Source organism: Hymenobacter guriensis (genome assembly GCF_015773195.1).
GTDB classification, from domain to species: domain Bacteria; phylum Bacteroidota; class Bacteroidia; order Cytophagales; family Hymenobacteraceae; genus Hymenobacter; species Hymenobacter guriensis.
This window is the reverse complement of sequence record NZ_JADWYK010000002.1, coordinates 83,632-107,122: the sequence shown is the minus strand read 5'-3', so window position 1 is coordinate 107,122 and position 23,491 is coordinate 83,632. Positions and strand designations below refer to the sequence as shown.

The following is a 23,491-nucleotide window of genomic DNA, read 5'->3' as shown; positions in this document are numbered from 1 at the left end:
AAACTCACTAAGTCGCTGAGTCACTAATTCACCGCTCATCCCACCCCGTATGAACCTCGAATTCAACAAAAACGAAGACCAGCTCAAACAACTCACCTTCCAGCTGCAGCAGCGCCTGAAAAAGGTGCACCTTGGCGGCGGCGAAAAGCGCATTGCCGCCCACAAAGCCAAAGGCAAGCTCACGGCCCGCGAAAGAATCGAGTACCTGATTGATAAAGGCTCCGAAACCGTCGAAATCGGCGCGTTTGCGGGCGAGGGAATGTACCAGGAGGAGGGCGGCTGCCCCAGCGGTGGCGTGGTAGTGGTCATCGGCTGGGTGCAGGAGCGGCAGTGCGTGCTAGTGGCCAACGACGCCACGGTGAAAGCCGGGGCCTGGTTTCCGATTACAGCCAAGAAAAACCTGCGCGCCCAGGAAATCAGCATCGAAAACAAGCTGCCCATTATCTACCTCGTCGACTCGGCGGGCGTGTACCTGCCGATGCAGGACGAAATATTCCCCGACAAGGAGCACTTCGGCCGCATCTTCCGCAACAACGCAGTGATGAGCAGCATGGGCATCGTGCAGCTGGCGGCCATTATGGGCCCGTGCGTGGCTGGTGGCGCCTACCTGCCCATCATGAGCGACGAGGCCATGATTGTGGACGGCACCGGCTCGGTGTTCCTGGCGGGCTCTTACCTGGTGAAGTCGGCCATCGGGGAAAGCATCGACAACGAGACGCTGGGCGGGGCTACCACGCACTCCGAAATTTCGGGCGTGACGGACTACAAGTTCAAGACCGACGAGGAATGCCTCGACCACATCCGCAACATCTTCGACAAGCTCGGGGCGCAGTTCACGGCCGGCTTCTCGCGCAAAACGCCCCAGGCTCCGGCCCAGAACGAGAAGGAAATCTACGGCATGCTGCCTTCCGACCGTGCCAAGCCCTACGACATGATGGACATTATCAACCGGCTGGTAGACAACTCGGAGTTTGAGCCCTACAAGGACCTGTATGGCCAGACGCTCATCTGCGGGCTGGCGCGCATTGATGGCTGGGCGGTAGGCATCGTGGCCAACCAGCGCAAAATCGTGAAAACCAAGAAGGGCGCCATGCAGATGGGCGGCGTTATCTACTCCGACTCCGCCGATAAAGCCGCGCGCTTCATCATGAACTGCAACCAGAAGCGCATTCCGCTGGTGTTCCTGCACGATGTGTCGGGCTTCATGGTTGGCTCGCAGTCGGAGCACGGCGGCATCATCAAGGACGGAGCGAAGATGGTGAATGCCATGTCGAACTCCGTAGTGCCCAAGTTTTCGGTCATCATCGGCAACTCCTATGGGGCTGGCAACTATGCCATGTGCGGCAAGGCCTACGACCCGCGCCTGATTGTGGCCTGGCCCACGGCCCAGCTGGCCGTGATGAGCGGGGCCGCCGCCGCCAACACCCTCCTTCAGATTCAGGTGGCCTCGCTTAAAGCAAAAGGCGAGGAAATTACGCCCGAAGCCGAAAAGGAGCTGCTGGACCGCATCAAAGCCCGCTATGAAGAGCAACTCTCGCCCTACTACGCGGCCGCCCGCCTCTGGGTGGATGCCATCATCGACCCGCTGGAAACCCGCAAAATCATTTCCCAGGGTATCAGCATGGCCAACCACGCGCCGATTGAAAAGGCGTACAATGTGGGCGTGATTCAGGTGTGAAAACTAGCTATATGGTGCTGACTCGTTTCCGTTATTTACTTGCGTATCTCCTTCCGCTGCTGCACTCTATGCCGGTAACAGGCCAGATTACGAAACCCAGCGTTGAGCAGTTGAATAATTCCGGAGCTGGACAACTAACCTTTATTAGTGCTGATTGCAGCAAAGCCGGAGCGTTAGCAGAGAAAGACATTGCGAATCAAATTCCGTTTCTAATCTTAAGAAGTGGCGAGGCACCTGTTGTATATGCTACGGATAAAGGGTTTGAAAATAAGTTTGGCGTAATCTATCGAGAAGAGGGATGCGTAGGACCTAACGTGGATTGTATAAGGCTGTACAATGTTCGCATTTTTAGCTATTTGGAACAGAAGTTTGGTCGGAGTTGGCGAAAGGATATTAGAAAGGACGTGGTTGGATTTAAAGAGTGGAAAAAAATAAGGAAACGATAGCTGGAATTTCAAGATGAAAAACCTGCATTCTGGCCAACGTTACGGCGCAGGCAAAGCCAAGGCATGCTGCGCCTAAACGCCCATGCTGTCTCATTTGCCGTAGCGCATGTGTCACCCACGTTGTATCTTCCCCACATTATGAAAACGCTGACCCTCACCGTTCCCGACTCGCTGGACCTCAGCGCCCAGGAAGCCGCCATGCTCCTGGCCGCTCACCTCTACGAGCAAGGCAAACTTACGCTGGGCCAGGCGGCGGAGGTAGCCGGCTATAGCAAGCGCACCTTCATGGAGCTGCTGGGCCAGTACGGCGTATCGGTTATCAACCACCCGGCTACTGACCTGGAAAACGACCTGCTGAATGCCGCCCGTTATCATTGCTGACACCAGTTGTCTGATTTTGCTGGAAAAAATCGGTGAGCTGGCCTTGCTGCCTCAAGTATTCGGGCCGATTACCGTGACTGGTACCGTAGCCAAAGAGTACGGCCTACCGCTACCGGAATGGGCGCAGGTAAAGCATCCACAAGACCTAAAGCAGCTACAAGTGCTGGCGCTTACCCTTGACCCGGGCGAGGCCAGTGCCATTGCCCTGGCGCTGGAGCAGCCGGACAGTTTGCTGATTATTGATGAACAGCGGGGCCGCCGCGTGGCCCAACAGTTACAGCTAACCGTTACGGGCACGTTCGGGGTGCTCCTGCAAGCCAAACGCCGCGGCTGCCTCGCTACCATCAAGCCGGTGCTGGCCCGCATCCGGCAAACTAATTTTCGTATTTCCGCTGAGCTGGAAACGCAGGTGCTTCGGCTTGCCGGCGAGCTATAACCGGGCACTACCACCCGCCCACGCTGCCCAATGTCCTGAGGGCTATTGCGCCTACCGGATGCAGGCGGCGCGCGTGCAACCTTTGCGGGCCGCGAGGCCTCCCTGGGGCAACGTACGCCTCCTTTTATTTTCCATGAAACACCGCTACCTTACCCTGCTGCTGGCTTTTGGCAGCGCTACCGCTGCCCTGGCCCAGATAGCGCCCACCGAGGTGATGATTGCGGGCTCCGACCACCTCAACCAAATCTACAGCAAGGATTATCCCACCACCGATGTGCTCACGGCCCGGGGCCAGCAGGATATCGGGCGCTTCACGGCGGCCCTGGCCCGCTACAAGCCCGATATGCTGGTCGTTGAAAGTCTGCCCGAGGAGCAGGCCGAGGTTGACAGCCTCTATGCCCTCTACCGGCAGGATAAGCTGAATCTGACGACGATGTCCGGCGGGCGCAGTGAAGTATTTCAGATAGCATTCCGGCTGGGCAAACAGCTTGGCCTTTCCCGGATTTATTGCGCCAATGCACCGGGGGGGACGTCGCAGGGGATTTTACGCACCGGCCAGAACATTGAGCTGTACCAGCAGGCCCAGCAGGAGCTAAGTAAAGTGTCCGGCGGCCTGAAAACGCAGTTGCAGCAAGGCACCCTCTCGCTCTACGACTACGAGGTGGCCATCAACCAGCCGGAGCTGTACAACCTGGTATACCGGCTGCGCTACGTGACGCCGGCCCGCGTGGTAAACGGCCGCTTCACCAAACCCGATGCTCAGGTGGATACTGCCTTTATCAATCCGAAATACATTGGAGCGGAGCTGATTTCGGTCTTCAAGAACCGCGACTATAAAATCTACTCCAACATCGTGGTGCAGGCGCTTCAAACCAAGCCCCGGCGCGTGCTGGCGCTGTTTGGGGCAGCCCACATCGGCTCCCTGCAAAGCATCTTCGCCAGCGACCCGGCCTTTCGGGTGGTGGAGTCGAAGAAGTACCTGAAAAAGTAACGGGCCAGGCTGGGAGTATAGAAGGAAGAACGATTGGCAGTAGGGGAAGGTGTTGCCCTATGATTGTTCAAATTTATACGGGTAAATTTCTATATTGGGCCCTATGGAGCCCGAACAGACCCCATTGCCCGTACTGCCTTTCTATAATCTGGTGTTCCAGCCGGCTCCACCGCTGCTGTATGGCGTCACGGTGCGGCCCCTTAGCCCGCTGGAAGTCACGGAAGTATGTGAGCTGCTGCTGGCCACGGCCGTGCGCCATGCTTGCCCCTACTGGATGCTGGATGGCCTCCGGCAACAGAGCCCGCAGCCTCAGGCCCTGCACAATTGGATGCGCGAGGAATATTTTCCGCGGGTGCGGCGCGAGCTAAAGCAAATGCCCTTTATTGCCTTTCTGGTGCCGCTGTTCATTTGGGAAGCGCTGCCAAAAGTAGGCTACGACAACCCGTTGGACGAGCAGGTGCAGGGCGTGCGCATGGGCTGGTTTACCGACCCCAAGCAGGGCCTGGCCTGGCTTAACCGCCACCGTGCCGACGTGGGCACCAGCGCCCGAAGTTTGTAGATAAGCTGCCACAGGCAATGTAAAAGCAGAAAATGCGGCCGCCTTACCTGCAACCAATTGTTCGGTGCGTGCCTCCGTGCTAATTGAACAAGGCACGGAGCCTTTCACCAGCAAGAGAAAAGTATGCAGCACCTGATACGGGTAGGTATTCTGGCTTTATTGAGCCTAAGCGCGCAGGCGCAGGACCTGAAAAGTGCAGTGAAATCGGTTGTGGCGGACAAGCCCAAAGAGCCCATTGAGATAGTGCTGCTGGGCAGCACACACTTTGGAGGGGAAAGCCTCTATCAGAAGTTTCCAAAGGCCGATTTGCTGAGTGAAAAGCGGCAGCAGGAAGTGGCGGAGGTAAACAAGCGTCTGGCCCGGTTCCGGCCCGATATGGTGATGGTAGAAGATACTCCGGAGGAACAAGCCAGCCTCGACAGCCTGTACACGCTCTACAAAGCGGGCAAGATAAAGGCGGCCGACCTGCCCTACAGCCGCTCCGAAAAAAACCAGTTTGGCTTTGCGGTGGCCCGGCAACTCGGCCATGAGCGTGTCTGGGGAATAGACTGCTACGAAAGCGTTTCGAGCCGGATGCTGACTTCCGGCACCAATCTCGACTACTTTATATCCAGCCTGGACAAGTTTTCGGCGGTTGGCCGCCTGGCCGATACGCAGTTCAAGGACGGCACGCTGGGGGTGCAGGGCTATCTGGAGTTTCTGAACCACCCCGCCATCCTGGATGTAACCTACCGCACCCTGTTTATCAACCCGGCCCGGGTGCAGCAGGGGCGGTTCACGAATCCGCCGGCCCAATACGTGGATACGGCCTACGTCTCGCCCCGCTACATCGGCGCTGAGTTCATTTCTGTCTTTACGGAGCGGGAATTGAAAATATACTCCAATATTGTAGCCACCCAGCTGGCGCACCCCGGCAAGCGCCTGCTGGTGGTGATTGGCCAGCGGCATGCGGCCGCCCTCACCAAGATCTTCGCCAGCGACCCCGCCTACAAAGTGGTGCCCGTGAGTACGTATCTGAAAGGAAACGTGCCTCTGTAGAAGCCAGGCGTGGGTAAGGCACCGGTGTTTTGGCTGATTTAACCTCGACTTAAACCCCATGCTCACTTTAGTGAAAACCACCTCGGCCGATGCCGACTTCCAGGAACTGGTGGCCCTGCTCGATCAGGACCTGGCCGTGCGCGACGGCGCCGACCACGGCTTTTATGCCCAGTTCAACAAGATTGACATGATCCGGCACGCGGTGGTGGCCTACTGGAACAACCAGCCGGTGGGCTGCGGCGCCATCAAGAAGTACGATGAGGAGGCGGTGGAAGTAAAGCGCATGTTTGTGCGGCCCGAGTTTCGGGGCAAGGGTGTGGCGCCGGCCATTCTGCAGGAGCTGGAAGCCTGGGCCAAAGAGCTGGACTACACAGCCTGCGTGCTGGAAACCGGTAAAAAGCAGCCCGAGGCCATCCGCCTCTACGAGAAAAGCCAGTATGCCCGTACGCCCAACTATGGGCAGTACGCCGGCGTGGAGAACAGCGTGTGCATGCGCAAGGAGCTGCGGGAGAAGTAAATGAGCCGGTTTAAGGAAGTGAACATTCTGCCCCCGTATGGGCGTTAGTTCTCAGCGGCGGTGGGGAAAACCTGCCTTCGTTGCGTTACTTTGTACTTCCTGTGCTATTTGTAGGCTTTCCGCTCTTCTGACTCTACGCTGCATCCCTTGACGAACAAAGAAATCAAAGCCCTTATTTCCCTGCTCGACGACCCGGAAATTGCTCCCCAGATCCAGGAAAAGATTCAGACACTGGGGGAAAGCATCATTCCGTTTCTGGAAGAGTCGTGGGAGGAAACCCTGAACTCCGACCAGCAGCAGCGCCTCGAAAATCTGATTCACCACCTGCAGTTCGACGGGCTGCAACAGCGTCTGCGCGTGTGGCGCGACTCAGGCGGCGAAAACCTGCTGGAGGGCATGTGGCTGCTGAACTCCTACCAGTACCCCGATGCCGATCTGCAGGCGCTGAACCGCTCCATCGAGCAGCTGCGCTTTGAGGTGTGGACGCTCACGCGCCCGGCCATGCACCCCGCCGACCAGGTGCAGACGCTCAACCACGTGCTGTTCAAGACGCACAAGTTCGCGGCTAACACCCAGAATTTTCATTCGCCGGCCAACTCCATGCTGCAGCGTGTGCTGGAAACGCGGCGCGGCAACCCGCTCACCTTGTGCGTAATTTACCTGCTGGTAGCCCAGCGCCTGGGCTGGCCGGTGTACGGCGTAAACCTGCCCAACCTGTTTGTGCTCATGTACCGGCCCACCAACCCCAACCTGGAGCCGTTCTACATCAACTGCTACAACCGCGGCCTCATCCTGTCGCGCACCGATATAGAGCACTACATTGCGCAGCTCAACCTCTCGCCCAATCCCATGTATCTGGAGCCCTGCTCACACCTGGATATCGTGCGGCGGGCCCTGCGCAACCTGTCCGTGAGCTTCGAGAAAATTCAGGAGCCTGCCAAAGCCGCCGAGGTAAACCAACTGCTGGCTATCCTGCTCGAAACTCCGGAAACCACTACCGACGCTACCGAGGACGAAACGGAAGAATAGCCACCCTTGTCCGGCCCTGGTGAGGAGTCGAAACACGAAAAACCCCTGACATCTGCGCAGACATCAGGGGTTCTCTATTCTGAAGCCAGCCTCTGAACCGGCTACTTTTTCTTGATGAGGCAGCCGGCGGCGCGCTGGGCCGCCACGCCGGCGGGCTTACCGGCCAGGAGGTTGTCGAGAACCTGCTGCACGTAGCGCTGCTTCACGTAGGCATCCATCTGGGGGTTGTCGTCGATGGCGCCGCGGTAGCGCACGGCAAAGCCGGTGCCGGCGGGCTGCAGCACCACGGCCTCAGGCGTTTTGCTGGCCCCAAGCAGCGTGCTTACCTGAGCCGCATCGTCGCGCAGATACGTCAGGCTGTTGGTGCCGTCGGCTTTGATTTTCAGCTTGTCGGCCTCAGCATCGGCGCTAGCTTCCAGGTTGATGGGGGTATCGATGAACATAAACTGCACGCCCTTGCCACCGTAGGTGCTGGCCAGCGCGCTGAGGCGGTCTTGGTAAAGGCGCGAAAACGGGCAGCTCTGGCTGATAAATACCACTACCACCGCTTTGCTGCCGGCATAGGAGCTCAGCTTCACGTCGGAGTTGGCGGCGTTTTTCAGGGTGAAGTCGGTGACGGTGGCCGGACCCTGCGCCCGGGCTACGCCCACGGCCACGGTACCCAGCAACAAGGCCGTGGCGACAAGAATGGAAATTCGGCGAAGCTTCATGGCGAAGAGGTTAGACGAGCGGAAAAGTAGGGCCATCGAGGCAGTAAGTGAGTACGTAGGAAGAGGTAAGGCACCGGTACTGTACCTGGTGTTGGCTGCGGGAGTTATCCAAGAGCAGGTGCCCCGTCATGGCACCTGCCTCCCGCAGCCGAAACGGGTCGAGCAGAATCTGCTCTTTAAACACCAGGGCCCGGCGGCTGTGCAACTTATACAAGGTTTCTTTGGCACTCCAGTACAAGCTGTATTTCAGGGCTTCGTCGCCGGCATCCTCCAACTCAGTGCTGGAAAGAAACCGGGGCGCAAGCAACCGGGCTTTGGGCCGCACTAGTTCAACATCTGTGCCAACGCGTCCGCCCTGGCTTAGCACCGCCGCCACCCATTCGCCTGAGTGCGACAAGGAAACGGCCAATGCCGGCTGCTGGGCGAAGAACGGCCGGCCATTCGGGTCGTTGCTGAGAGGGCCGGAGGGGTAGAGTGTGAGTTGCTGCTGAAGCGTGTGGGCCAGCACCCGCCCGGCCAGCCACTGGCGGGTGCGGGTTTCGTCGCGGCCGGCGGGCTGGCGGGCGGTGTACCACGCAGAGTAGGGCAGGAGAGACGCCAGCTCCGGTGCCGGTTCCGTCAGGTTCCAGAGGCCCAGCAGGGCGTGGGGAGCAAGAGGCGTGACGGAAGAAAGCGGCATGTGGAAGCGGGTACAGAAGTTCGGAGACGAAAGTCGGGGTTCCGGGCCGGATTCCGATGCGCGGCCCGAGCAAAACCAGTCGGGGCCAGGAAATCCGCCGTACTTTGCGCCTTGGTTTGTTTTCCGCTATGTCTACGCTCTTTCGTCCGCAAGTGCAGAAGCTGGCCACCCTCAGCGGCCACCGCGACTGTGTGTACGCCCTGAGCGGGGTCGCCGATGAAGCCGCCATCTACTCGGCCGGCACCGACGGCTTCGTGGTGAGCTGGAGCCTGGACGACCCCACACAGGATGGGGAGCTGGTAGCCCGCGTCGAAAACTCGGTGTACGCCCTGCGCTACGTGCCGGCCCGGCGCTGGCTGCTCATTGGTCACAACTTCCAGGGCTTGCAGGCCATTGATTTAGATGCGCGCCAGCTGGTACACGCCACCGCTTTGCCGCCGGCCGCTATCTTTGAAATTCTCTATGATGAAACCCGACAGCGCGTGTACGTGGCCCTCGGCAACGGGCAGCTGGCCGTGCTGCACGCGGCGGATCTACGGCTGCTGCAGCTGATTTCGCTCTCCGATAAAAGCCTGCGCTGCCTGAGCTTGCACGCCGGGCGTGGCGAGCTGGCCGTGGGCTCCTCCGATACGCGTGTGTACGTACTCGATGCCGACTCGCTGGCCGTGAAGCATACGCTGGCGGCTGGTACCAACTCCATTTTCACCGCCGCTTACTCGCCCGATGGCCGCTACCTGCTCACGGCCGGCCGCGACGCCCACCTGCGCCGCTGGGACGTGGCGGCCGGTTATGCAGAAGACCTCAGCGTGGTGGCGCACCTCTTCGCCATCAACCACCTCACCTTCAGCCCCGACGGGCAGCTGCTGGCTACCTGTAGCATGGATAAATCCATCAAGCTCTGGGACGCCGACTCGCTGCGGCTGCTGCGCGTGGTAGACTGCGCCCGGCACGCGGGCCACGGCACCTCGGTAAACCGGCTGTTTTGGTCGGCCCGCCAAAATCGGCTAGTTTCGTGTAGCGACGACCGTAGTCTGGTCGTTTGGCAAATCAGTAGGGAGGATTCAGGAACTGGAAGCTAGAGTATATTTCCCTTCGCACGCTATGTACGTTTCCTGACTTCTCGCTTCTAACTTCTCGCTCCTCCATGAAAATCACCGCCCTCGATATCCGGCAGAAAACCTTTGAAAAAGCCTTTCGGGGACTCGACAAGGACGAAGTACAGGCCTTTCTGAACTCACTCTCGCAGCAGTGGGAGCGGATGGGCGACGAAAACCGGGAGCTGCGCCTGAAGCTGGACCACGCCACCCAGGAAGTGCAGAAGATGCGCGAAGTGGAATCGTCGCTCTACCGCACGCTCAAAACGGCCGAGGATACCGGCAACAGCATCACGGAGCAGGCCCAGCGCGACGCCCAGCTGCGCATCCGCGAAGCCCAGCTGAAAGCCGAGCAGCTCCTGGCCGATGCCCGCCAGAAAGCCCGCACGGTGGTAGATGATGCCTACAACCAGGCCGAGAAAACCATTGCTGAAATGCAGAAGGAGGTGAACCTGCTGGGCCAGGAGCACCAGCGGCTCGAAGGCGTGCTCGAAGGCCTCGTGCGCGACCTGCAGCACCTGGCTACCGATGCCCTGGATAAAGTGGAGAAAAGCCGCAACCGGCCGAAATCCTCCATGGCGGCTATCCTTTCGCGGGCGGCCAGCGTAAAGGTGAACAAACCCGAACCTTCACCTGAAGCCCCCGCACCCATGCTTGTTCATACTGCTTCTACTTCATCGGCTGCGGCCGTTGGCAGCCCGGCCCGTGCCGTAGCGTCAGCCGCTGATGCTACTTCGACCGAACGCGCCCCCATTGGCCCCCAGCCCGGTGCCTACAACCCCAAGCCTGGTCAGCAGCCCGACCCCGGCGCCCCGGCCCAGGCGCCCGGCCCCGAGATTGAGCGGCCCGGCGCTCCGGCCGAAAACCCCGGCATCTCGCCGGCCCCCCACATTGATCCGCCCGCGCCTTCGCAGGTACCCGACCCCGCCGCCCCTCGCGTAGAGCCGCCCGCGCCTGACATCCGCCCCATCGGGCCGAACCACCCGGAAATCAACCAGCCCATACCCACCACGCACCCCGGTCAGCCAGGCATGGCCGCGGCCAGTGAGAAGTCATTCTTTGACGAAATCTAGCCCACAGATTGGAGTGGATATCTAGACAACAGAAAAAGCTGCCCGTTTGGGTGGCTTTTTCTGTTTTACGGTAGCGGGTCAGTAATCTGAGTTAGTTTCGGAACTTGCCGCCGATACGTCATTCATTCACTGATTTACCGCATGGGCCAGATTGCACTGGAAGGCATGGAGTTCTTCGCGTTTCACGGCTACTACGACGAGGAGCAGAAAATCGGGAATAAGTACGGCGTCGACCTCTACATCCGCACCGACCTGCACGCGGCCGGCGAATCGGACAACCTGCAGCAGACGGTGAACTACGAAGTGCTGTACCGCGTGGTGCGGGAGGAAATGCTGGCTCCGGCGCGGCTGCTCGAGCACCTGGGCCACCGCGTTATCGACAGGATAATGGCGGAATTCCCGTACGTGCGCTCCGTGAAGGTGAAAGTAGCCAAGTTCAACCCGCCGCTGGGCGGTATCTGCCACCGCGCCCAGATTACGCTGGTGCGCAAGCGGGCCGGGCAACGGTAGCGTCGTTTCTCAGATCTTTGGTAGGAACCGGCTGATTTCAAGCTGTTTTTCGATCAAGTGAAATATTATACGAAATAAATCGTAGGATAAATTTGCTTCTACGATTTCCTTCGTATATGTTTGAAGTACGAACCAATTCGTATGGATAACCTTTCTGAGCTATGAGCAAATCACCCCCGGCCAAACCTACGGAATCGGAGCTGGAAATTCTGCAGGTGCTATGGCAGCACGGCCCCAGTACCGTCCGTTTCGTGAACGACTACCTCAGCGAAAAGCGGGAGATAGGCTACACCACCACCCTGAAGCTGCTACAGCTGATGCTGGACAAGGGCCTGGTGCTACGCGACGACGACAGCAAAACCCACGTGTACCGCGCCGCCGTGCGCCAGGAAGAAACCCAGGGCCTGTTGCTCGACCGGTTTCTGGACGCCACGTTTGGCGGCTCGGCCCTGAAAATGGTGATGCAGGCCCTGGGCAACCGCAGCACCTCCCAGGAGGAGCTAAACCAGATCCGCCACCTGCTCGACGAAATCGAAAACCAAAACGACTCCGCCCAATGAACTGGCTCGAACAAACGTTGTCGCCCGCGCTGGTACGGGCTTTGGGCTGGACGCTCGTTCACTCCCTGTGGCAGGGCGCCGTGGTTGCCCTGGCCCTGGGCGGCCTGCTGCTGGTGCTGCGCCGGCACACGGCTACCGTGCGCTACCGCGTAGCCGGCCTCGCGCTGGGCACTATGCTGCTGCTGGCTTCCGTCACCTTCGGACGCTACTACTACGCCGCGTTGGTTGAGGTGCCGTCATCTTTCCAGGCGAGCAATGACGCCAACGTACGGCTGGCTTCCTGGCAGGCTACCGGCACGCCAACCATAGCACCGACCGAAGCTCCGGCGCTGGTCGTGGCCGATGAGGATGCCCCGCTTGGCCCGCTGGCTGCCTGGCAGCGTTATTTCGACCAGAACCTGCCCGTGCTGGTAACGGCCTGGCTGCTGGGGCTGCTGGCCATGACGCTGCGCCTGCTGGGTGGGCTGGCCTACGTGCAGCGCCTGCGACACTACCGCGTGCAGCCGCTGGGCGTGGAGTGGCAGCACCGCCTGGGGGCCCTGGCCGATAAGGCAAACCTTCAGCGCCCGGTAGCTTTGCTGGAATCGGCGTTGGTGCGCGTGCCCATGGTGGTTGGCCACCTGAAGCCGGCCATTCTGCTGCCCCTGGGCACAGTCACGGGCCTGAGTAACACCTATCTGGAAGCTATCCTTGCCCATGAGCTGGCCCACGTAGCCCGCCGCGACTACCTGATGAATCTGGTGCAGTCGGTAGCCGAAATCCTGTTCTTCTACCACCCCGCCGTGTGGTTTGTGACGGCCACTATGCGGGTGGAGCGCGAAAACTGCTGCGACGATACGGCTACCGCTCTGGTAGGTGGCAATCCGCTCACGCTGGCCCGCGCCCTCACCGCCCTGGCCGAGCTAAACCTTTCACCGCGCCTCACACCCCAACTGGCTATGGCCGCTGTAGGCAGCCGTGGTACGCTCTTAGGCCGGGTGCGCCGGCTGGTGCAGGGCCGCACGGCGCCCACCTTTACGGAGGGCTTTATGGCGGCTTGCGTGGTGCTGGGCGGCCTGATGCTGCTGACCACCGCCGTAGCCCTGGCCGACCCACGCCCCCTCACGCACCCCCGTAACCCACTGGGCAACCTGTTGCCGGACGCTTTCACCTCCGAAGACACGACCAAGCAGCAGTCGACTTCTACCACGTCCTCTACCAGCACCGAAACAACGACTCCGCTGGTTGCCAAAGTACCAGCCGAAGTGGAAGCCACGGATGAAACGCCTGCCGACGAAAAACCCCACCGCAAAGGCACACGCAGCCGCTCATCCGAGCAGGTGGTGATAGTGGACGGCGCCAGCCGCCGGTTTGAGCCGGGCCAGGGGGCCAGCACGGTAGTTATCGAGAAAGACAAGAAAGGCCGCGTAACCAATCTGACGGTGAACGGCCAGCCCGTGGAAACGGCTGCCAGGCCCGGCAAAAAAGCCAAAACGTCCACCCAGGTTATTCGGGTAGCGCCCAATGGCTACGTGATGCGCAACGAGCCCAATGAGGTATTTCAGTTCCAGTTCGGCAACGCACCCAGCCCGCAGGTGTGGATGCAGGTGCCCAACCAGCGGGATATGGCTACGCTCCGGCAGTTGTCGCGCGCCCAGGCCGAACGGGAGAAAAACCGTTTCTGGCTGAAGCGTGGAAGCCAGGGGCACACGTTTTACCTCGATGGCACCCAGTCGTTTGGGGACAACAAGGACTGGACGGAGGTAACGGATGAAGCTCTGCGCCAGGCTGAGCTAAAGCTCAATAAAGCCTACCGCGAAGCTGATAGCGAAGAAGAAAAAGAGCAGATTCAGGAAGCCCGGGAGCGGCTGCAGGAGCAGCGTGCTGAGTTGCGCGAACGGCTGGCCGACGCCCGGCAGGAGGCCGACGATGACCGCAACAGCGCGCAGGAGCGCCAGTTCGATGAGGCCATGCGTCTACACGACGAAGCCATGCGCGAGTATGACCGCGAAATGCGTGAGCTCGACGACGACATGCGCGGCCACGATGAGACTATGCGCCTGCACGACGAAGCCATGCGGGAGCACGACAAGGAAATGCTCCGCGCCGATGAAGCCCGCCGGGCAGACAACAAAGTGGAAGAGGCCCTCAGCCAGCAGATGCTGAACGACGGGCTGATCAAAAACCGCAACAACTACCAGCTGAACCTGAATGCCCGCGAAATGACGGTGAACGGCAAAAAGCTGCCGACCACCGTGCGAGACAAGTATCTGCGCCTCTTTACCGCTAAAGCGGGTCGCAAGCTCACCACCGGATCCTTCGTGATAACGCGCCGCAGCAATAGCACCAGCCGCAGCTACGTGAGCCCACCGGCGCCGCCCCGGCCGCCTCAGGTGCCTCGCGCACCTCAGGGGTTCCAGGCTCCTCGGGCCCCGCAGGCACCCCGCGCCGCGGATGCCCCCGCGCCACCGGCTCCACCCGCCCCTCCGCGCCTCGATTCCAACCGCATCCGGCAGGAGCTGCGCAAGGATGGCCTGCTCGGAGCCACGGAAAAAAGCTTCCAGTTTCAGCTCAACGACGACGGCCTAAGCGTGAATGGCAAAACTCAATCAGCCGAAATGGCCCGCAAATACCGCCGTATGCTCGATATGCCCGAGCCGACGGCAGGCCGGAAAAACAAGCAAACCTTCCAGATTTCAGTGAGTGAATAATGGATGCAGAAAGCCGGTGGCAACTGAAGCCGCCGGTTTTTTTGTGCCTATTGTTCAGCCGGAGGCAACGGTAGCGGGGGTATAGGTATCTATGGCTGCACTTCAGCTGCCGGCCTGCTGGCCGCGTCCGCTCTTTCCTCCGCAAACTTTGCTTCGGTCTACCATCTACTTTCTTTTTCTTTCTCCATGTTACGTGCAGGTTTCCTGTTGCTGGCTGGGCTGAGCTTGGTGCTCAGCAGCGCCCTGGCACAAACCGCCCCCGCGCCCGCCCCGGCCGCTGCACCCGCTGCAGTACGCCAGTTGCAAGCGGTGCGTATTACCGAAGCCATTAAACTGGATGGCCTGCTCGATGAGCCCATCTGGCAGCAGGCCCCCATAGCCACCGATTTCATTCAGAACCGACCCAACCCCGGTCCCCACGAAAAGCACCCTACTGAGGTGCGCATCCTCTACGATGATGCCGCCATCTACGTGGGCGCCATCATGCACGACGTGGCCCAGGACTCCATCTTCCGGGAGCTAGGCGAGCGGGACAACCTGCCCAATACCGACTTTTTCGGTATTTTCCTTGATACGTACCGCGACAAAATCAACGGCTACGGCTTCTTCGTGACCACGGGCGGGGTGCAGGCCGATGCGCGCTACTCGCCCGCCAGCGGCGAGGACTTCGCCTGGAACGCCGTGTGGGACTCGCGCACGGCCATCCGCGGCACCGACTGGATAGCGGAAATGCGGATTCCGTATTCGGCTATTCGCTTCAGCACCCAGGCCGAGCAGTCGTGGGGCCTGCAGTTTATGCGCAACCGCCAGAGTTTGCGCCAGGGCTTTTTCTGGAGTGAGGTGAAGCCCGCCGTGGATGGCTTTGTAAACCAATGGGGCGTGCTCACGGGTTTGCGCGACATCAAGCCCCCGCTGCGCCTCTCGCTCACGCCCTACATTTCGGCCTACGCCAACCACTACCCCTATAAGGAGCAGGGCACGCGCAACACCAGCACCAGCTTCAACGGCGGGGCCGACGTGAAATGGGGCATCAACGAAAGCTTCACGCTGGACGCCACGCTGGTGCCGGACTTTGGGCAGGTGCAGAGCGACAACCAGGTGCTCAACCTCTCGCCCTTTGAGGTGCAGTTTCAGGAAAACCGCCAGTTTTTCACCGAAGGCACGGAGCTCTTCAACAAGGGCAACCTGTTCTACTCCCGCCGCGTGGGCGCTACCCCCATCGGGTTTGGTACGGCCAGCGACAAACTGCGGGCCGGAGGTGAAAACGAGAAAGGCGAGTACATCCCGGGCGAAGTTTTGGTGTCGGACCCGGGCGTAACGCGCCTGCTCAATGCCACCAAGATTTCGGGGCGCACCAGCAAGGGTTTGGGCGTGGGCTTGTTTAATGCCCTCAGCAACGATGTGTACGCCATAGCCCGCGACTCGGTGGACGGCAAGGAGCGGCGTATTCTCACGCAGCCGTTCTCGAACTACAACATCTTCGTGCTGGATCAGAGTTTGAAAAACAACTCCTACGTGTCGCTGATCAACACCAACGTGACGCGCCTGGGCAGCACCTATGATGCCAACGTAACGGGCGGCCTGTTTCGCTTTGCAAACAAAAAGAACTCCTACGCCATCGACGGCCGGGTGGTGTACTCACGCCGCCGCGGCACCGAATTCGGTTCTTCGACCCCCATCGATGATCAGGATGGCTATAAGTATCAGGTAGGGTTCGGTAAGATCAGCGGGGCCTTCACCTGGGGCGTGAACCACGGTATCGAGTCGGACCACTACAACCCCAACGACCTGGGCATCCTGTTCGGTAACAACAATATTTCGCAGAATCTGTACGCCAACTACAACATTTATAAGCCGTTCTGGAAGGTAAACAACCTGTATAACTGGTTTAATCTCAGTCATTCGCTGCTTTACCGACCCACGCGCTATCAGGATGTCAGCATTGCTGGGGGTACGCAAACCACGTTCACCAAAAGCTTTATTACCACCGGCTTCGACCTGAGTATAGACCCGGCCCGCAACGACTTCTACGAGCCGCGCAAGTATCCGCTGGGCGAGTACTATGTGCGCGTGCCGACCAGAGCCGGCTTCAGTGCTTTCGTGTCGACGGACTATCGGAAAAAGCTGGCCTGGGACCTGAGTGGGGGCACGCGGCAGTACGTGGAGGACAGGCGCCTGGAGCGCCCGCGCCGGACGAGCTATTCGTTGTCGTTTTCGCCGCGCTACCGGGTCAACAACAAGCTCAACTTCCGCTATAGCATCGACTGGGAGCAGAACCAGAACCAGATCGGCTTTGTGAATGGCGGGCTCGACAGCAATGATCCGCTGGATAGGGCTATTATCCGGGAATTAGGTGGCAATGCGCTGCTGGGGCTGCAGCCCAAGAACGTGCTTTTGGGCCGCCGCCGGGTGGTGACGGTATCCAACGTTCTGTCGATGGGTTATACGTTTACCAACCGCATGTCCCTCACCGTGCGCACACGCCACTACACCAGTACCGTGCGCTACCAGGATTTTGCCCAACTGGGCCCTAACGGTATTGAAAACCCCGTGGACTACCAACGCAACCGCGACAATACCTTCAACGCCTTCAACGTAGATGCGGTGTACGCCTGGTGGTTTGCGCCCGGCTCCCAGGTGAGCGTGGTGTGGAAAAACGCCGGCAGCACCCAACTGCTGGCTAACGAGGCTACGCCGCTTTACTTCGACAACCTGAGCAACACCATAAACACACCCCACAACAACAACGTGTCCATCAAAATCCTGTACTACCTCGACTACCTGACCCTGCGCAAGCTCCGTTCGTAGCTGCATAGCAGCGTACTTTGCGCCCCGGCCAGTTGAGGACGGGGCGCTTTTTCGTTTCTTCCACCCCGTTCATTTTTCATGAAAATTCTTGTATCCGGTGCCCTGTTGGCGCTGCTGCCCCTGACCTCGGCCCTGGCGGGTTCGGAGCTAACCTACACCGTCAGCATCGACCCGGCCCGCTCCACCGACGAGTTCCAGGTGACGCTGCAGCTACCCAAAAAGCTGAAGAAAGACCAGGCCATCTACCAGTTTGCCTCCACCGCGCCGGGCACGTATCAGGTGATGGACATGGGCCGCTTCGTGCGCAAGTTCGAGGCCTTCGATAAGGCCGGCAAGCCGCTGGAAAGCAAGCAGCTTTCCACCAACCAGTGGCAGCTGGCCGACCCTACCCATACCCGCGAAATCCGCTACACCATTGCCGAAACCTGGGATACGCCGGTCAAGGACCACCGCATTTACCGCATGTGCGGCTCTTCGCTGGAGCAGGACCACGCCCTGCTCAACGGCCAAACCATTCTGGGCTACCCGCAGGGCATGCAGGGCCAGCCGCTCCGCCTGAAAATCAACTACCCCAGCGGCTGGCAGGCCGGCTCGGCCCTCACCTCCGATGCCCAGGGCTACTACCACGCTAAAAATTACGACCACGCCGTGGATTCGCCCATTCTGCTCGGCCGTCTCACGGAGGCTACCACCAAGCTGGGCGACGCCGAAGTGGCCCTGTACTGCTACTCCAAAACCGACCAAATCAAGGCGGGGCCGCTGCTGGCCGATATGCAGAAGATGCTGGGCGCCGCGCAGAGCTTTCTGGTGCAGCTGCCGGTGAAGCGCTACGCGTTTCTGTACCACTTCGAAGACCAGAGCCAGGGCGCCTGGGAGCATTCCTACAGCTCGGAGTACACCCTGCAGGAACAGCCGCTCACACCCGAGTACGCCCAGCAGATTACTGATATGGCCGCCCACGAGTTCTTTCACATCGTGACCCCGCTCAACATCCACTCCGAAATCATTGAGCAGTTCAACTTCGTGCAGCCCACCGGCTCCCAGCATTTGTGGCTCTATGAAGGCACCACGGAGTGGGCCGCCCACATGATGCAGCTGCGCGGCGGCCTCACGTCCCTCGACAATTACCTCACGACCCTGCACGATAAAGTAGCCTACGACCACCTGCGCGCCGATACTACGTACTCGCTCAAGCGCCTGGGCCTGCAGTCCTTCACCGACGAAGGCCAGCAGCAGTACGGCAACATCTACCAGCGCGGGGCCATGACGGCGGCCTTGCTGGATGTGCGCCTGCTGGAGCTCTCGGGCGGCAAGCGCGGCCTGCGCGACGTGCTGCTGGAGCTAGCCAAAAAGTACGGTCCCAGTAAGCCAGTGAGCGAGCAGAACTTCTTCGACGATTTCACCAAGCTGACCTACCCCGAAATCCGGGACTTCTTCACGCGCTACGTGGAAAACGCCGAGCCGCTGCCACTGCAGGAGTACTACGCTAAAGCCGGTATCCGCTACGATGCCAGCCTGCGCACCGGCCGCCAGCTGGCTTCCCTGGGTACCAACAGCTACGGTATGCTGCCCGCCGGCATTGGGTTTGCGGAGGTAAGTTCCACGCTGCAGGCCTGTGGCGTAAGCAAAGGCGACCAGTTCGTGGCCTACAACGGCACGCCCATCACCCCCGCCAACATGCGCCAGACCCTCACGGCCATGCAGAGCGGCACGCCCGGCGCGGAAGTGGAGCTAACCATCCGGCACGACGGCGCGGAAAAGAAAGTCCGCTGCCGCACTATAGCCCGCGACGAAGTAAAGCGCTACAACTTTGCCCTCGACCCGCAGGCCACCCCCGCCCAGCTGGCCCTTCGCCAGGCCTGGCTGAAAAACCTGTAGGTAGTTTGCACTTCGCCGAAAAGCCCTCTGACATCTAGCAGAGGGCTTTTTTATGCGTTTTGATTACAAGCCCAGCAGCTCGGTAGCGGCGCCAAACGCTGAGCGCTGTCCACTGAGCACCTGCTGACGCACGGTGTCAAGCTGGGCCTGCACAGCGGGGCGGGCATAGAACTGTTCCTCCAGTCCCTGACGAATGGCCTCGTGCAGCCAGTGCAGGTGCTGCTGTTGGCGGCGCTGCTCGAAGTAGCCGTTTTGCCGGGCATGCTGCACGTAGCGCTCCACTTCCTGCCACACCTCGGGCACGCCCGCACCCGAAAGAGCCGAGCAGGTAGTCACGGGTGGGCTCCAGCCCGAAGAGCCCAGCGGAAACAGGTGCAGGGCGTTCTGGTACTCGCGGCGGGCCCGGCGGGCAGCGGTTTCGTTGGGGCCGTCGGCTTTGGTGATGGTCACGGCATCGGCCATTTCCATGATTCCGCGCTTTACGCCCTGGAGCTCGTCGCCGGCGCCGGCCAGCATCAGCAGCAGAAAAAAATCGACCATGCCGTGGACGGCGGTTTCGCTCTGGCCTACGCCCACGGTTTCTACGAAAATCACGTCGTGGCCAGCTGCCTCGCACAGCAGCATGGCCTCGCGGGTGCTGCGCGTAACACCGCCCAGGGAGCGGCCTGCCGGGGAGGGCCGGATGTACGCCTGCGGGTGCATAGACAGCTGCTGCATGCGGGTTTTGTCGCCCAGAATGCTGCCGCCGCTGCGGGGCGAGCTGGGGTCGACGGCCAGCACGGCGAGGCGCTTGCCTTGGGCCACGAGATGCAGCCCCAGGGCTTCGATGAAGGTGCTTTTGCCCACGCCCGGTACGCCCGTAATGCCCAGGCGCACGGCCCGCCCGGTGTGCGGCAACACCTGGTCGAGAACCTGCTGGGCCAGGTGCTGGTCGCTGGGCAGGGTGCTTTCTACCAGCGTAATAGCCCGGCTCAACACGAGGCGGTTGCCAGCCAGCAGGCCGTCGGTATATTCAGAAACGGAAAAGCGCTTGGCCAAGAGAGGAATACTGTAGCGTAAGCTTTAGCTTGCGGCAGGTGAGAAGCGGAGCCCGCCAGGTTGTGGCGGGCTGCTGCGGGCTGGTGTACGCAACCGGGCGCCAACCCACCGCCGCAAGCTAAAGCTTACGCTACATTTTTGCTATGAAACACCTTTCTTACTGGCTGGCGGCCGCGCTGCTGGGAGCACCGCAACTGCTGCAGGCCCAGACCGACTTCAGCAACTTCGCGCAGGTGGGTCGGGGCGGGCTGGGCGTTACCTTCGCTACTGATTACCAGGCCATCGGCGTCAACCCCGGCAATCTGGCGCGGGTAGGCTCGCCCAAAATTGCCTTTACCGTGGGCGAGTTTGGCTTGGGCATAGGCTCCCAGTCGCTCACGCGGGCTACCATTAAGCGGTTTATCGACGCCTCGGGTCGGGAGCTGACGCAGGCCGAAAAACAAGGGCTGGCCCGCGACTTCACCTCCGACCAGGCCCTGAACCTGAACGCCGACGCTACCACCGTAGCAGTATCCGTGAGCCTGCCAGTGTTTGGTACGGTGGCTTTCAGCAACCGGCAGCGCCTGAGTTCCCACGTGGGCCTCAATAAGAATGCGGCCGAAATCATGTTCCTGGGCCGGGAAGCGCCTATCTTCCAGAACTTCGAGCCCGCCACGGCCCCGCTGGTTTCCGAGGCCCTTGATGGCACCAGGATTCAGCTGGCCTGGTACAACGAATTCAACTTCGCATTCGGGCGTCAGCTGGTGGATCTGCCCATGTTCCGGCTGTCGGGCGGCGTAGGCTACCGCTACATTCAGGGCGTAGGCGTGCTCGACGTGCAGGTGGCCGATGGCAAATCCACGGCGTACTCGGCGCTTTCCCCGCTGTTCGACGTCGATTATGGCAAGGTGGCCACGCAGCCGGGTTTCAACCTACGGGAGCGGGCCAGCGGCCTGCAGCCCGTGGGGGAGGGACACGGCTTCGATGTGGGCCTGGCGATGGAAGCGGGCAAGCTGCTGCGTGTGGGCGTATCTATCACCGACATTGGCCGGATGAAATGGGACGGTAACCTGCTCACGGCCCAGGACCAGCGCATCAAACAGCTCCAATCCGATGGCGTCGACAGCTACGACTTCTTCACCGAGGCGGCCCGCATCTTCGCGGCCGGCACCGACAGCCTGTTTGTGTACCAGCCGGGGCAGGAGCTAAAGAAAAATCTGCCTACCAAGCTGCGCATAGGCGCGGGGCTGCGCGTGAGCGAAAACCTGGAAGCCGGCGTGGAAGTCTCCACCCCGCTCAACCAGATTGCCGGGAGCCTGCCCAATACCTTCGTGGGCGCCGCACTGGACTACAAGCCGTGGCACTGGCTGCGGCTGAGCAGCGGCGTAAATGGCGGTGCCGGCTACGGTTTTGGTATTCCGTTGGGCATCACGCTTACCACCCCCATCTACGAAGCCGGCATCAGCACCCGCGACGTAACGGGCCTGCTGTCCAAGTCGAACCCCTACGTATCGGGCGCGGCCGGATTTCTGCGGTTCCGTTTTGGTAAGACGCAGTAGGTTATCATCAGGTAGGAATCAGTCGTTTCGGCTTATCGAATGAAGTTAGGAAGGCCGAGGCGGCTGCGGCGGCCGGCCAGGTGCAGGCCTTCATCCACGTACTGGCAGGCCTGCCCGGCGGCGTTGGGATTCTGAATAACGCCCAGGTACGGGTTGTCTTCGCGGGCTATGTAGATGCGACCATCGGGGCCAAGCAGCATAGAGCCCACTTTGCGGTTGGCTGATTTGCCTATGCTCACAGCTTGGCCAGTGCGCAGGTCGAACTGCCAGATCTGGGCGTCGCCGCCGCCTACGCCGTTGCTGGTGCCATAGAGCTTGCTGCCATCGGGCGAAAACTCCACTCCGTAGGCTTCCTCGTAAGGCCCGAACTGGCGCGGGTTGCTCACCAGCCCCGTGTTGCGGTCGAAGCTGAAAACCTCGAACTTGTTGGTTTCACGCCAGATGGCTGTAGCCAGCTGGGTGCCGTCGGGCGAGAACTTCAGGCAGCCGATGGCGTTGCGCCCCGGCCCGGCGTACATACTCCCCACGTTGCTCAGAATGGGCGTGGCGTCTACGCCCTCGGCTGTCACACGGTAGGTCACAAAGGCATTGGAGTTCCAGCGGTGCGCCACCACCCATACGTCGCGGCCGTTAGCGTGGGGCACGGCGGCCAGCTTTTCGGCTACCGGCGTGATGAGCAGCAGATTGGCGCGGGGCACGTCGCCGAGGCCATTGTCGCGGGTGAGGTCTACTACCGAGTAGCGCAGGCCGTTGCCGTGGCCCTGCAGGTCGGTGGTGAAGATGTAGAACACGTTGGCGCTGCCGGGGTCGGGCACGATAAGAGCACTCTGGGCACTGCTGGCGTCGCCCATCAGGCGGCGGCCGTTGGGCATGAGGCGGTGCTCCCGGTTCCAGACGTTTACGCCGTTGGTGTAGAACAAGAGCTGGCCCTGGGCGTTGGTGGCCACGGCGCAGCCTTCGTAGGTGTTCATCTTGCCGTCCAGGAGCGGGGTGGGTTGCCCGCCGGCAAAGCTAAGGCCCGCCTGATTGCCAAAATACCAGATGCTCTGGTTGACCTGGGCCACCGCCGCCACCAGCGGCAGCCAAAGCACAGCACACAGAAAGAACAGTCGTTTCATACGCAGAAAGCCCGGTCGTACTGGTCCGCCGACCCTGGCTACGGCGTTAAAACGCAATTTCGTGCCAAAGTGGTGTTCAATGAAAATGGCTGTCATTCCTTCGCTTTGCTCGCCATGACACACACCACCTTAGCACATCAGCACATTCAAAACGCCCACTCACCGGCCAGCAGGCGGGGGAGCAGCGGCTGTAGGATGCGGTAGCTGGCGCCCCAGAGCGGATAGTTGTTGCCCACCCGGTAGAAGGGTACACGGCGCGCGTCGGGCCAGCCGGGCAGCTGCCAGATTTCCTCTGTGTGTGTGGCCACGTCGGCAAGGTGGCGCAGGGGAATTTCCAGCACTTCATCAATTTCGGCGGCCTGCCACTGCCACGCCTCGGGCCGGCGGATGTGCCCCAGGTAGGGTGTAATTCGGAAGCCCGAAGGCACGTCCACTGTGGGCAGCTGGGCTAGAACTTCCACATTGGCAGGGGAGAGGCTGACTTCTTCCTGGGCTTCACGCAGGGCCGTGGCCTGCAGATCGGTGTCGGCGGGCTCGGGCTTGCCACCAGGGAAAGCCAGCTGGCCGCCGTGCACACCAAAGGCCGCGCGGCGCACCATCACCACGTGCAGCTCGCCGGCCGCGTCGCGAAAGATGGGCACCAGCACGGCTGAGTCGCGCAGGTTGGCGGGCATCGGAATATCATCCAGAGAACGGGGAGCAGACATATTGCCAAACTAC

Annotated in this window: 22 protein-coding genes; 17 read left to right on the top strand and 5 right to left on the bottom strand. The window is 60.7% G+C overall.

The window, feature by feature from the left end; genetic code table 11:
• Positions 1–49 precede the first annotated feature (49 nt).
• From I5L79_RS03865 to I5L79_RS03825, 9 genes are all read left to right on the top strand, one after another.
• A complete protein-coding gene (locus I5L79_RS03865; RefSeq protein ID WP_196953722.1) occupies positions 50–1,678 on the top strand; it encodes an acyl-CoA carboxylase subunit beta in 1,629 nt (542 codons plus the stop codon).
• An 11-nt stretch (positions 1,679–1,689) separates the two neighbouring features.
• Positions 1,690–2,124, top strand: coding sequence for an FEKKY domain-containing protein (locus tag I5L79_RS03860; protein WP_196953721.1), 435 nt, complete (start codon positions 1,690–1,692; stop codon positions 2,122–2,124).
• 138 nt (positions 2,125–2,262) lie between these two features.
• On the top strand, positions 2,263–2,505 hold the full coding sequence (locus I5L79_RS03855) for a UPF0175 family protein (RefSeq protein ID WP_196953720.1): 243 nt from the start codon (positions 2,263–2,265) through the stop codon (positions 2,503–2,505).
• Positions 2,483–2,941: a DUF3368 domain-containing protein gene (locus I5L79_RS03850; protein ID WP_196953719.1), complete on the top strand. Its 459-nt coding sequence runs from the start codon at positions 2,483–2,485 to the stop codon at positions 2,939–2,941. Before I5L79_RS03855 ends, I5L79_RS03850 begins: the two co-directional genes overlap by 23 nt.
• 133 nt (positions 2,942–3,074) lie before the next feature.
• Positions 3,075–3,932 (top strand): DUF5694 domain-containing protein, encoded by an 858-nt coding sequence (locus I5L79_RS03845; protein WP_196953718.1) that lies wholly within the window; start codon positions 3,075–3,077, stop codon positions 3,930–3,932.
• A 103-nt stretch (positions 3,933–4,035) separates the two neighbouring features.
• Positions 4,036–4,491 carry a hypothetical protein gene (locus I5L79_RS03840; RefSeq protein WP_196953717.1) on the top strand — a complete coding sequence of 152 codons (456 nt, stop codon included), beginning with the start codon at positions 4,036–4,038 and terminating at the stop codon, positions 4,489–4,491.
• A 123-nt stretch (positions 4,492–4,614) separates the two neighbouring features.
• Positions 4,615–5,529, top strand: coding sequence for a DUF5694 domain-containing protein (locus tag I5L79_RS03835; RefSeq protein ID WP_196953716.1), 915 nt, complete (start codon positions 4,615–4,617; stop codon positions 5,527–5,529).
• A 58-nt stretch (positions 5,530–5,587) separates the two neighbouring features.
• On the top strand, positions 5,588–6,046 hold the full coding sequence (locus I5L79_RS03830) for a GNAT family N-acetyltransferase (RefSeq protein ID WP_196953715.1): 459 nt from the start codon (positions 5,588–5,590) through the stop codon (positions 6,044–6,046).
• 147 nt (positions 6,047–6,193) lie between these two features.
• The gene (locus tag I5L79_RS03825; RefSeq protein ID WP_196953714.1) at positions 6,194–7,075 is read left to right on the top strand and encodes a transglutaminase-like domain-containing protein; all 882 of its coding nucleotides are present in this window, start codon (positions 6,194–6,196) and stop codon (positions 7,073–7,075) included.
• Between the two features lie 101 nt (positions 7,076–7,176).
• Here the strand turns inward: I5L79_RS03825 and I5L79_RS03820 are convergent, their stop codons facing one another.
• The gene (locus tag I5L79_RS03820) at positions 7,177–7,785 is read right to left on the bottom strand and encodes a redoxin domain-containing protein (RefSeq protein ID WP_196953713.1); all 609 of its coding nucleotides are present in this window, start codon (positions 7,783–7,785) and stop codon (positions 7,177–7,179) included.
• 10 nt (positions 7,786–7,795) lie between these two features.
• A complete protein-coding gene (locus I5L79_RS03815; RefSeq protein WP_196953712.1) occupies positions 7,796–8,464 on the bottom strand; it encodes a 4'-phosphopantetheinyl transferase superfamily protein in 669 nt (222 codons plus the stop codon).
• 128 nt (positions 8,465–8,592) lie between these two features.
• Between I5L79_RS03815 and I5L79_RS03810 the strand changes: the two genes are divergently transcribed.
• From I5L79_RS03810 to I5L79_RS03780, 7 genes are all read left to right on the top strand, one after another.
• Complete coding sequence (locus I5L79_RS03810) at positions 8,593–9,543, top strand: WD40 repeat domain-containing protein (RefSeq protein WP_196953711.1); 951 nt, start codon at positions 8,593–8,595, stop codon at positions 9,541–9,543.
• A 65-nt stretch (positions 9,544–9,608) separates the two neighbouring features.
• On the top strand, positions 9,609–10,631 hold the full coding sequence (locus I5L79_RS03805) for a DivIVA domain-containing protein (protein WP_196953710.1): 1,023 nt from the start codon (positions 9,609–9,611) through the stop codon (positions 10,629–10,631).
• 141 nt (positions 10,632–10,772) lie between these two features.
• The gene (gene folB / locus I5L79_RS03800) at positions 10,773–11,141 is read left to right on the top strand and encodes a dihydroneopterin aldolase (protein ID WP_196953709.1); all 369 of its coding nucleotides are present in this window, start codon (positions 10,773–10,775) and stop codon (positions 11,139–11,141) included.
• 161 nt (positions 11,142–11,302) lie between these two features.
• Positions 11,303–11,701, top strand: a complete 399-nt coding sequence (locus I5L79_RS03795) for a BlaI/MecI/CopY family transcriptional regulator (protein WP_196953708.1) — start codon at positions 11,303–11,305, stop codon at positions 11,699–11,701.
• Complete coding sequence (locus I5L79_RS03790; protein ID WP_196953707.1) at positions 11,698–14,391, top strand: M56 family metallopeptidase; 2,694 nt, start codon at positions 11,698–11,700, stop codon at positions 14,389–14,391. Before I5L79_RS03795 ends, I5L79_RS03790 begins: the two co-directional genes overlap by 4 nt.
• 186 nt (positions 14,392–14,577) lie before the next feature.
• Entirely contained in the window at positions 14,578–17,199 is a 2,622-nt protein-coding gene (locus I5L79_RS03785; RefSeq protein ID WP_196953706.1) for a DUF5916 domain-containing protein, read from the top strand.
• 78 nt (positions 17,200–17,277) lie between these two features.
• Positions 17,278–19,077 carry a M61 family metallopeptidase gene (locus tag I5L79_RS03780; RefSeq protein ID WP_196953705.1) on the top strand — a complete coding sequence of 600 codons (1,800 nt, stop codon included), beginning with the start codon at positions 17,278–17,280 and terminating at the stop codon, positions 19,075–19,077.
• A 63-nt stretch (positions 19,078–19,140) separates the two neighbouring features.
• Here I5L79_RS03780 and meaB read toward each other — a convergent pair whose 3' ends face one another.
• Positions 19,141–20,115, bottom strand: a complete 975-nt coding sequence (gene meaB, locus I5L79_RS03775; protein ID WP_196953704.1) for a methylmalonyl Co-A mutase-associated GTPase MeaB — start codon at positions 20,113–20,115, stop codon at positions 19,141–19,143.
• A 143-nt stretch (positions 20,116–20,258) separates the two neighbouring features.
• Here meaB and I5L79_RS03770 point away from each other — a divergent pair, with 143 nt between their 5' ends.
• Positions 20,259–21,653 (top strand): DUF5723 family protein, encoded by a 1,395-nt coding sequence (locus I5L79_RS03770; protein WP_196953703.1) that lies wholly within the window; start codon positions 20,259–20,261, stop codon positions 21,651–21,653.
• 32 nt (positions 21,654–21,685) lie between these two features.
• Here I5L79_RS03770 and I5L79_RS03765 read toward each other — a convergent pair whose 3' ends face one another.
• Both I5L79_RS03765 and I5L79_RS03760 read right to left on the bottom strand, forming a co-directional pair.
• Positions 21,686–22,771 (bottom strand): WD40 repeat domain-containing protein, encoded by a 1,086-nt coding sequence (locus I5L79_RS03765; protein WP_196953702.1) that lies wholly within the window; start codon positions 22,769–22,771, stop codon positions 21,686–21,688.
• Between the two features lie 146 nt (positions 22,772–22,917).
• Positions 22,918–23,478: an NUDIX hydrolase gene (locus I5L79_RS03760; RefSeq protein ID WP_196953701.1), complete on the bottom strand. Its 561-nt coding sequence runs from the start codon at positions 23,476–23,478 to the stop codon at positions 22,918–22,920.
• Between the last annotated feature and the right edge of the window lie 13 nt (positions 23,479–23,491).

Bases quoted from the DNA above. Each gene is read 5' to 3' on its own strand.
- I5L79_RS03865 (WP_196953722.1), top strand. From the start codon at position 50: ATGAACCTCGAATTCAACAAAAACGAAGACCAGCTCAAACAACTCACC.
- I5L79_RS03860 (WP_196953721.1), top strand. From the start codon at position 1,690: ATGGTGCTGACTCGTTTCCGTTATTTACTTGCGTATCTCCTTCCGCTG.
- I5L79_RS03855 (WP_196953720.1), top strand. From the start codon at position 2,263: ATGAAAACGCTGACCCTCACCGTTCCCGACTCGCTGGACCTCAGCGCC.
- I5L79_RS03850 (WP_196953719.1), top strand. From the start codon at position 2,483: ATGCCGCCCGTTATCATTGCTGACACCAGTTGTCTGATTTTGCTGGAA.
- I5L79_RS03845 (WP_196953718.1), top strand. From the start codon at position 3,075: ATGAAACACCGCTACCTTACCCTGCTGCTGGCTTTTGGCAGCGCTACC.
- I5L79_RS03840 (WP_196953717.1), top strand. From the start codon at position 4,036: ATGGAGCCCGAACAGACCCCATTGCCCGTACTGCCTTTCTATAATCTG.
- I5L79_RS03835 (WP_196953716.1), top strand. From the start codon at position 4,615: ATGCAGCACCTGATACGGGTAGGTATTCTGGCTTTATTGAGCCTAAGC.
- I5L79_RS03830 (WP_196953715.1), top strand. From the start codon at position 5,588: ATGCTCACTTTAGTGAAAACCACCTCGGCCGATGCCGACTTCCAGGAA.
- I5L79_RS03820 (WP_196953713.1), bottom strand. From the start codon at position 7,785: ATGAAGCTTCGCCGAATTTCCATTCTTGTCGCCACGGCCTTGTTGCTG.
- I5L79_RS03815 (WP_196953712.1), bottom strand. From the start codon at position 8,464: ATGCCGCTTTCTTCCGTCACGCCTCTTGCTCCCCACGCCCTGCTGGGC.
- I5L79_RS03810 (WP_196953711.1), top strand. From the start codon at position 8,593: ATGTCTACGCTCTTTCGTCCGCAAGTGCAGAAGCTGGCCACCCTCAGC.
- I5L79_RS03805 (WP_196953710.1), top strand. From the start codon at position 9,609: ATGAAAATCACCGCCCTCGATATCCGGCAGAAAACCTTTGAAAAAGCC.
- folB (WP_196953709.1), top strand. From the start codon at position 10,773: ATGGGCCAGATTGCACTGGAAGGCATGGAGTTCTTCGCGTTTCACGGC.
- I5L79_RS03795 (WP_196953708.1), top strand. From the start codon at position 11,303: ATGAGCAAATCACCCCCGGCCAAACCTACGGAATCGGAGCTGGAAATT.
- I5L79_RS03790 (WP_196953707.1), top strand. From the start codon at position 11,698: ATGAACTGGCTCGAACAAACGTTGTCGCCCGCGCTGGTACGGGCTTTG.
- I5L79_RS03785 (WP_196953706.1), top strand. From the start codon at position 14,578: ATGTTACGTGCAGGTTTCCTGTTGCTGGCTGGGCTGAGCTTGGTGCTC.
- I5L79_RS03780 (WP_196953705.1), top strand. From the start codon at position 17,278: ATGAAAATTCTTGTATCCGGTGCCCTGTTGGCGCTGCTGCCCCTGACC.
- I5L79_RS03770 (WP_196953703.1), top strand. From the start codon at position 20,259: ATGAAACACCTTTCTTACTGGCTGGCGGCCGCGCTGCTGGGAGCACCG.
- I5L79_RS03765 (WP_196953702.1), bottom strand. From the start codon at position 22,771: ATGAAACGACTGTTCTTTCTGTGTGCTGTGCTTTGGCTGCCGCTGGTG.
- I5L79_RS03760 (WP_196953701.1), bottom strand. From the start codon at position 23,478: ATGTCTGCTCCCCGTTCTCTGGATGATATTCCGATGCCCGCCAACCTG.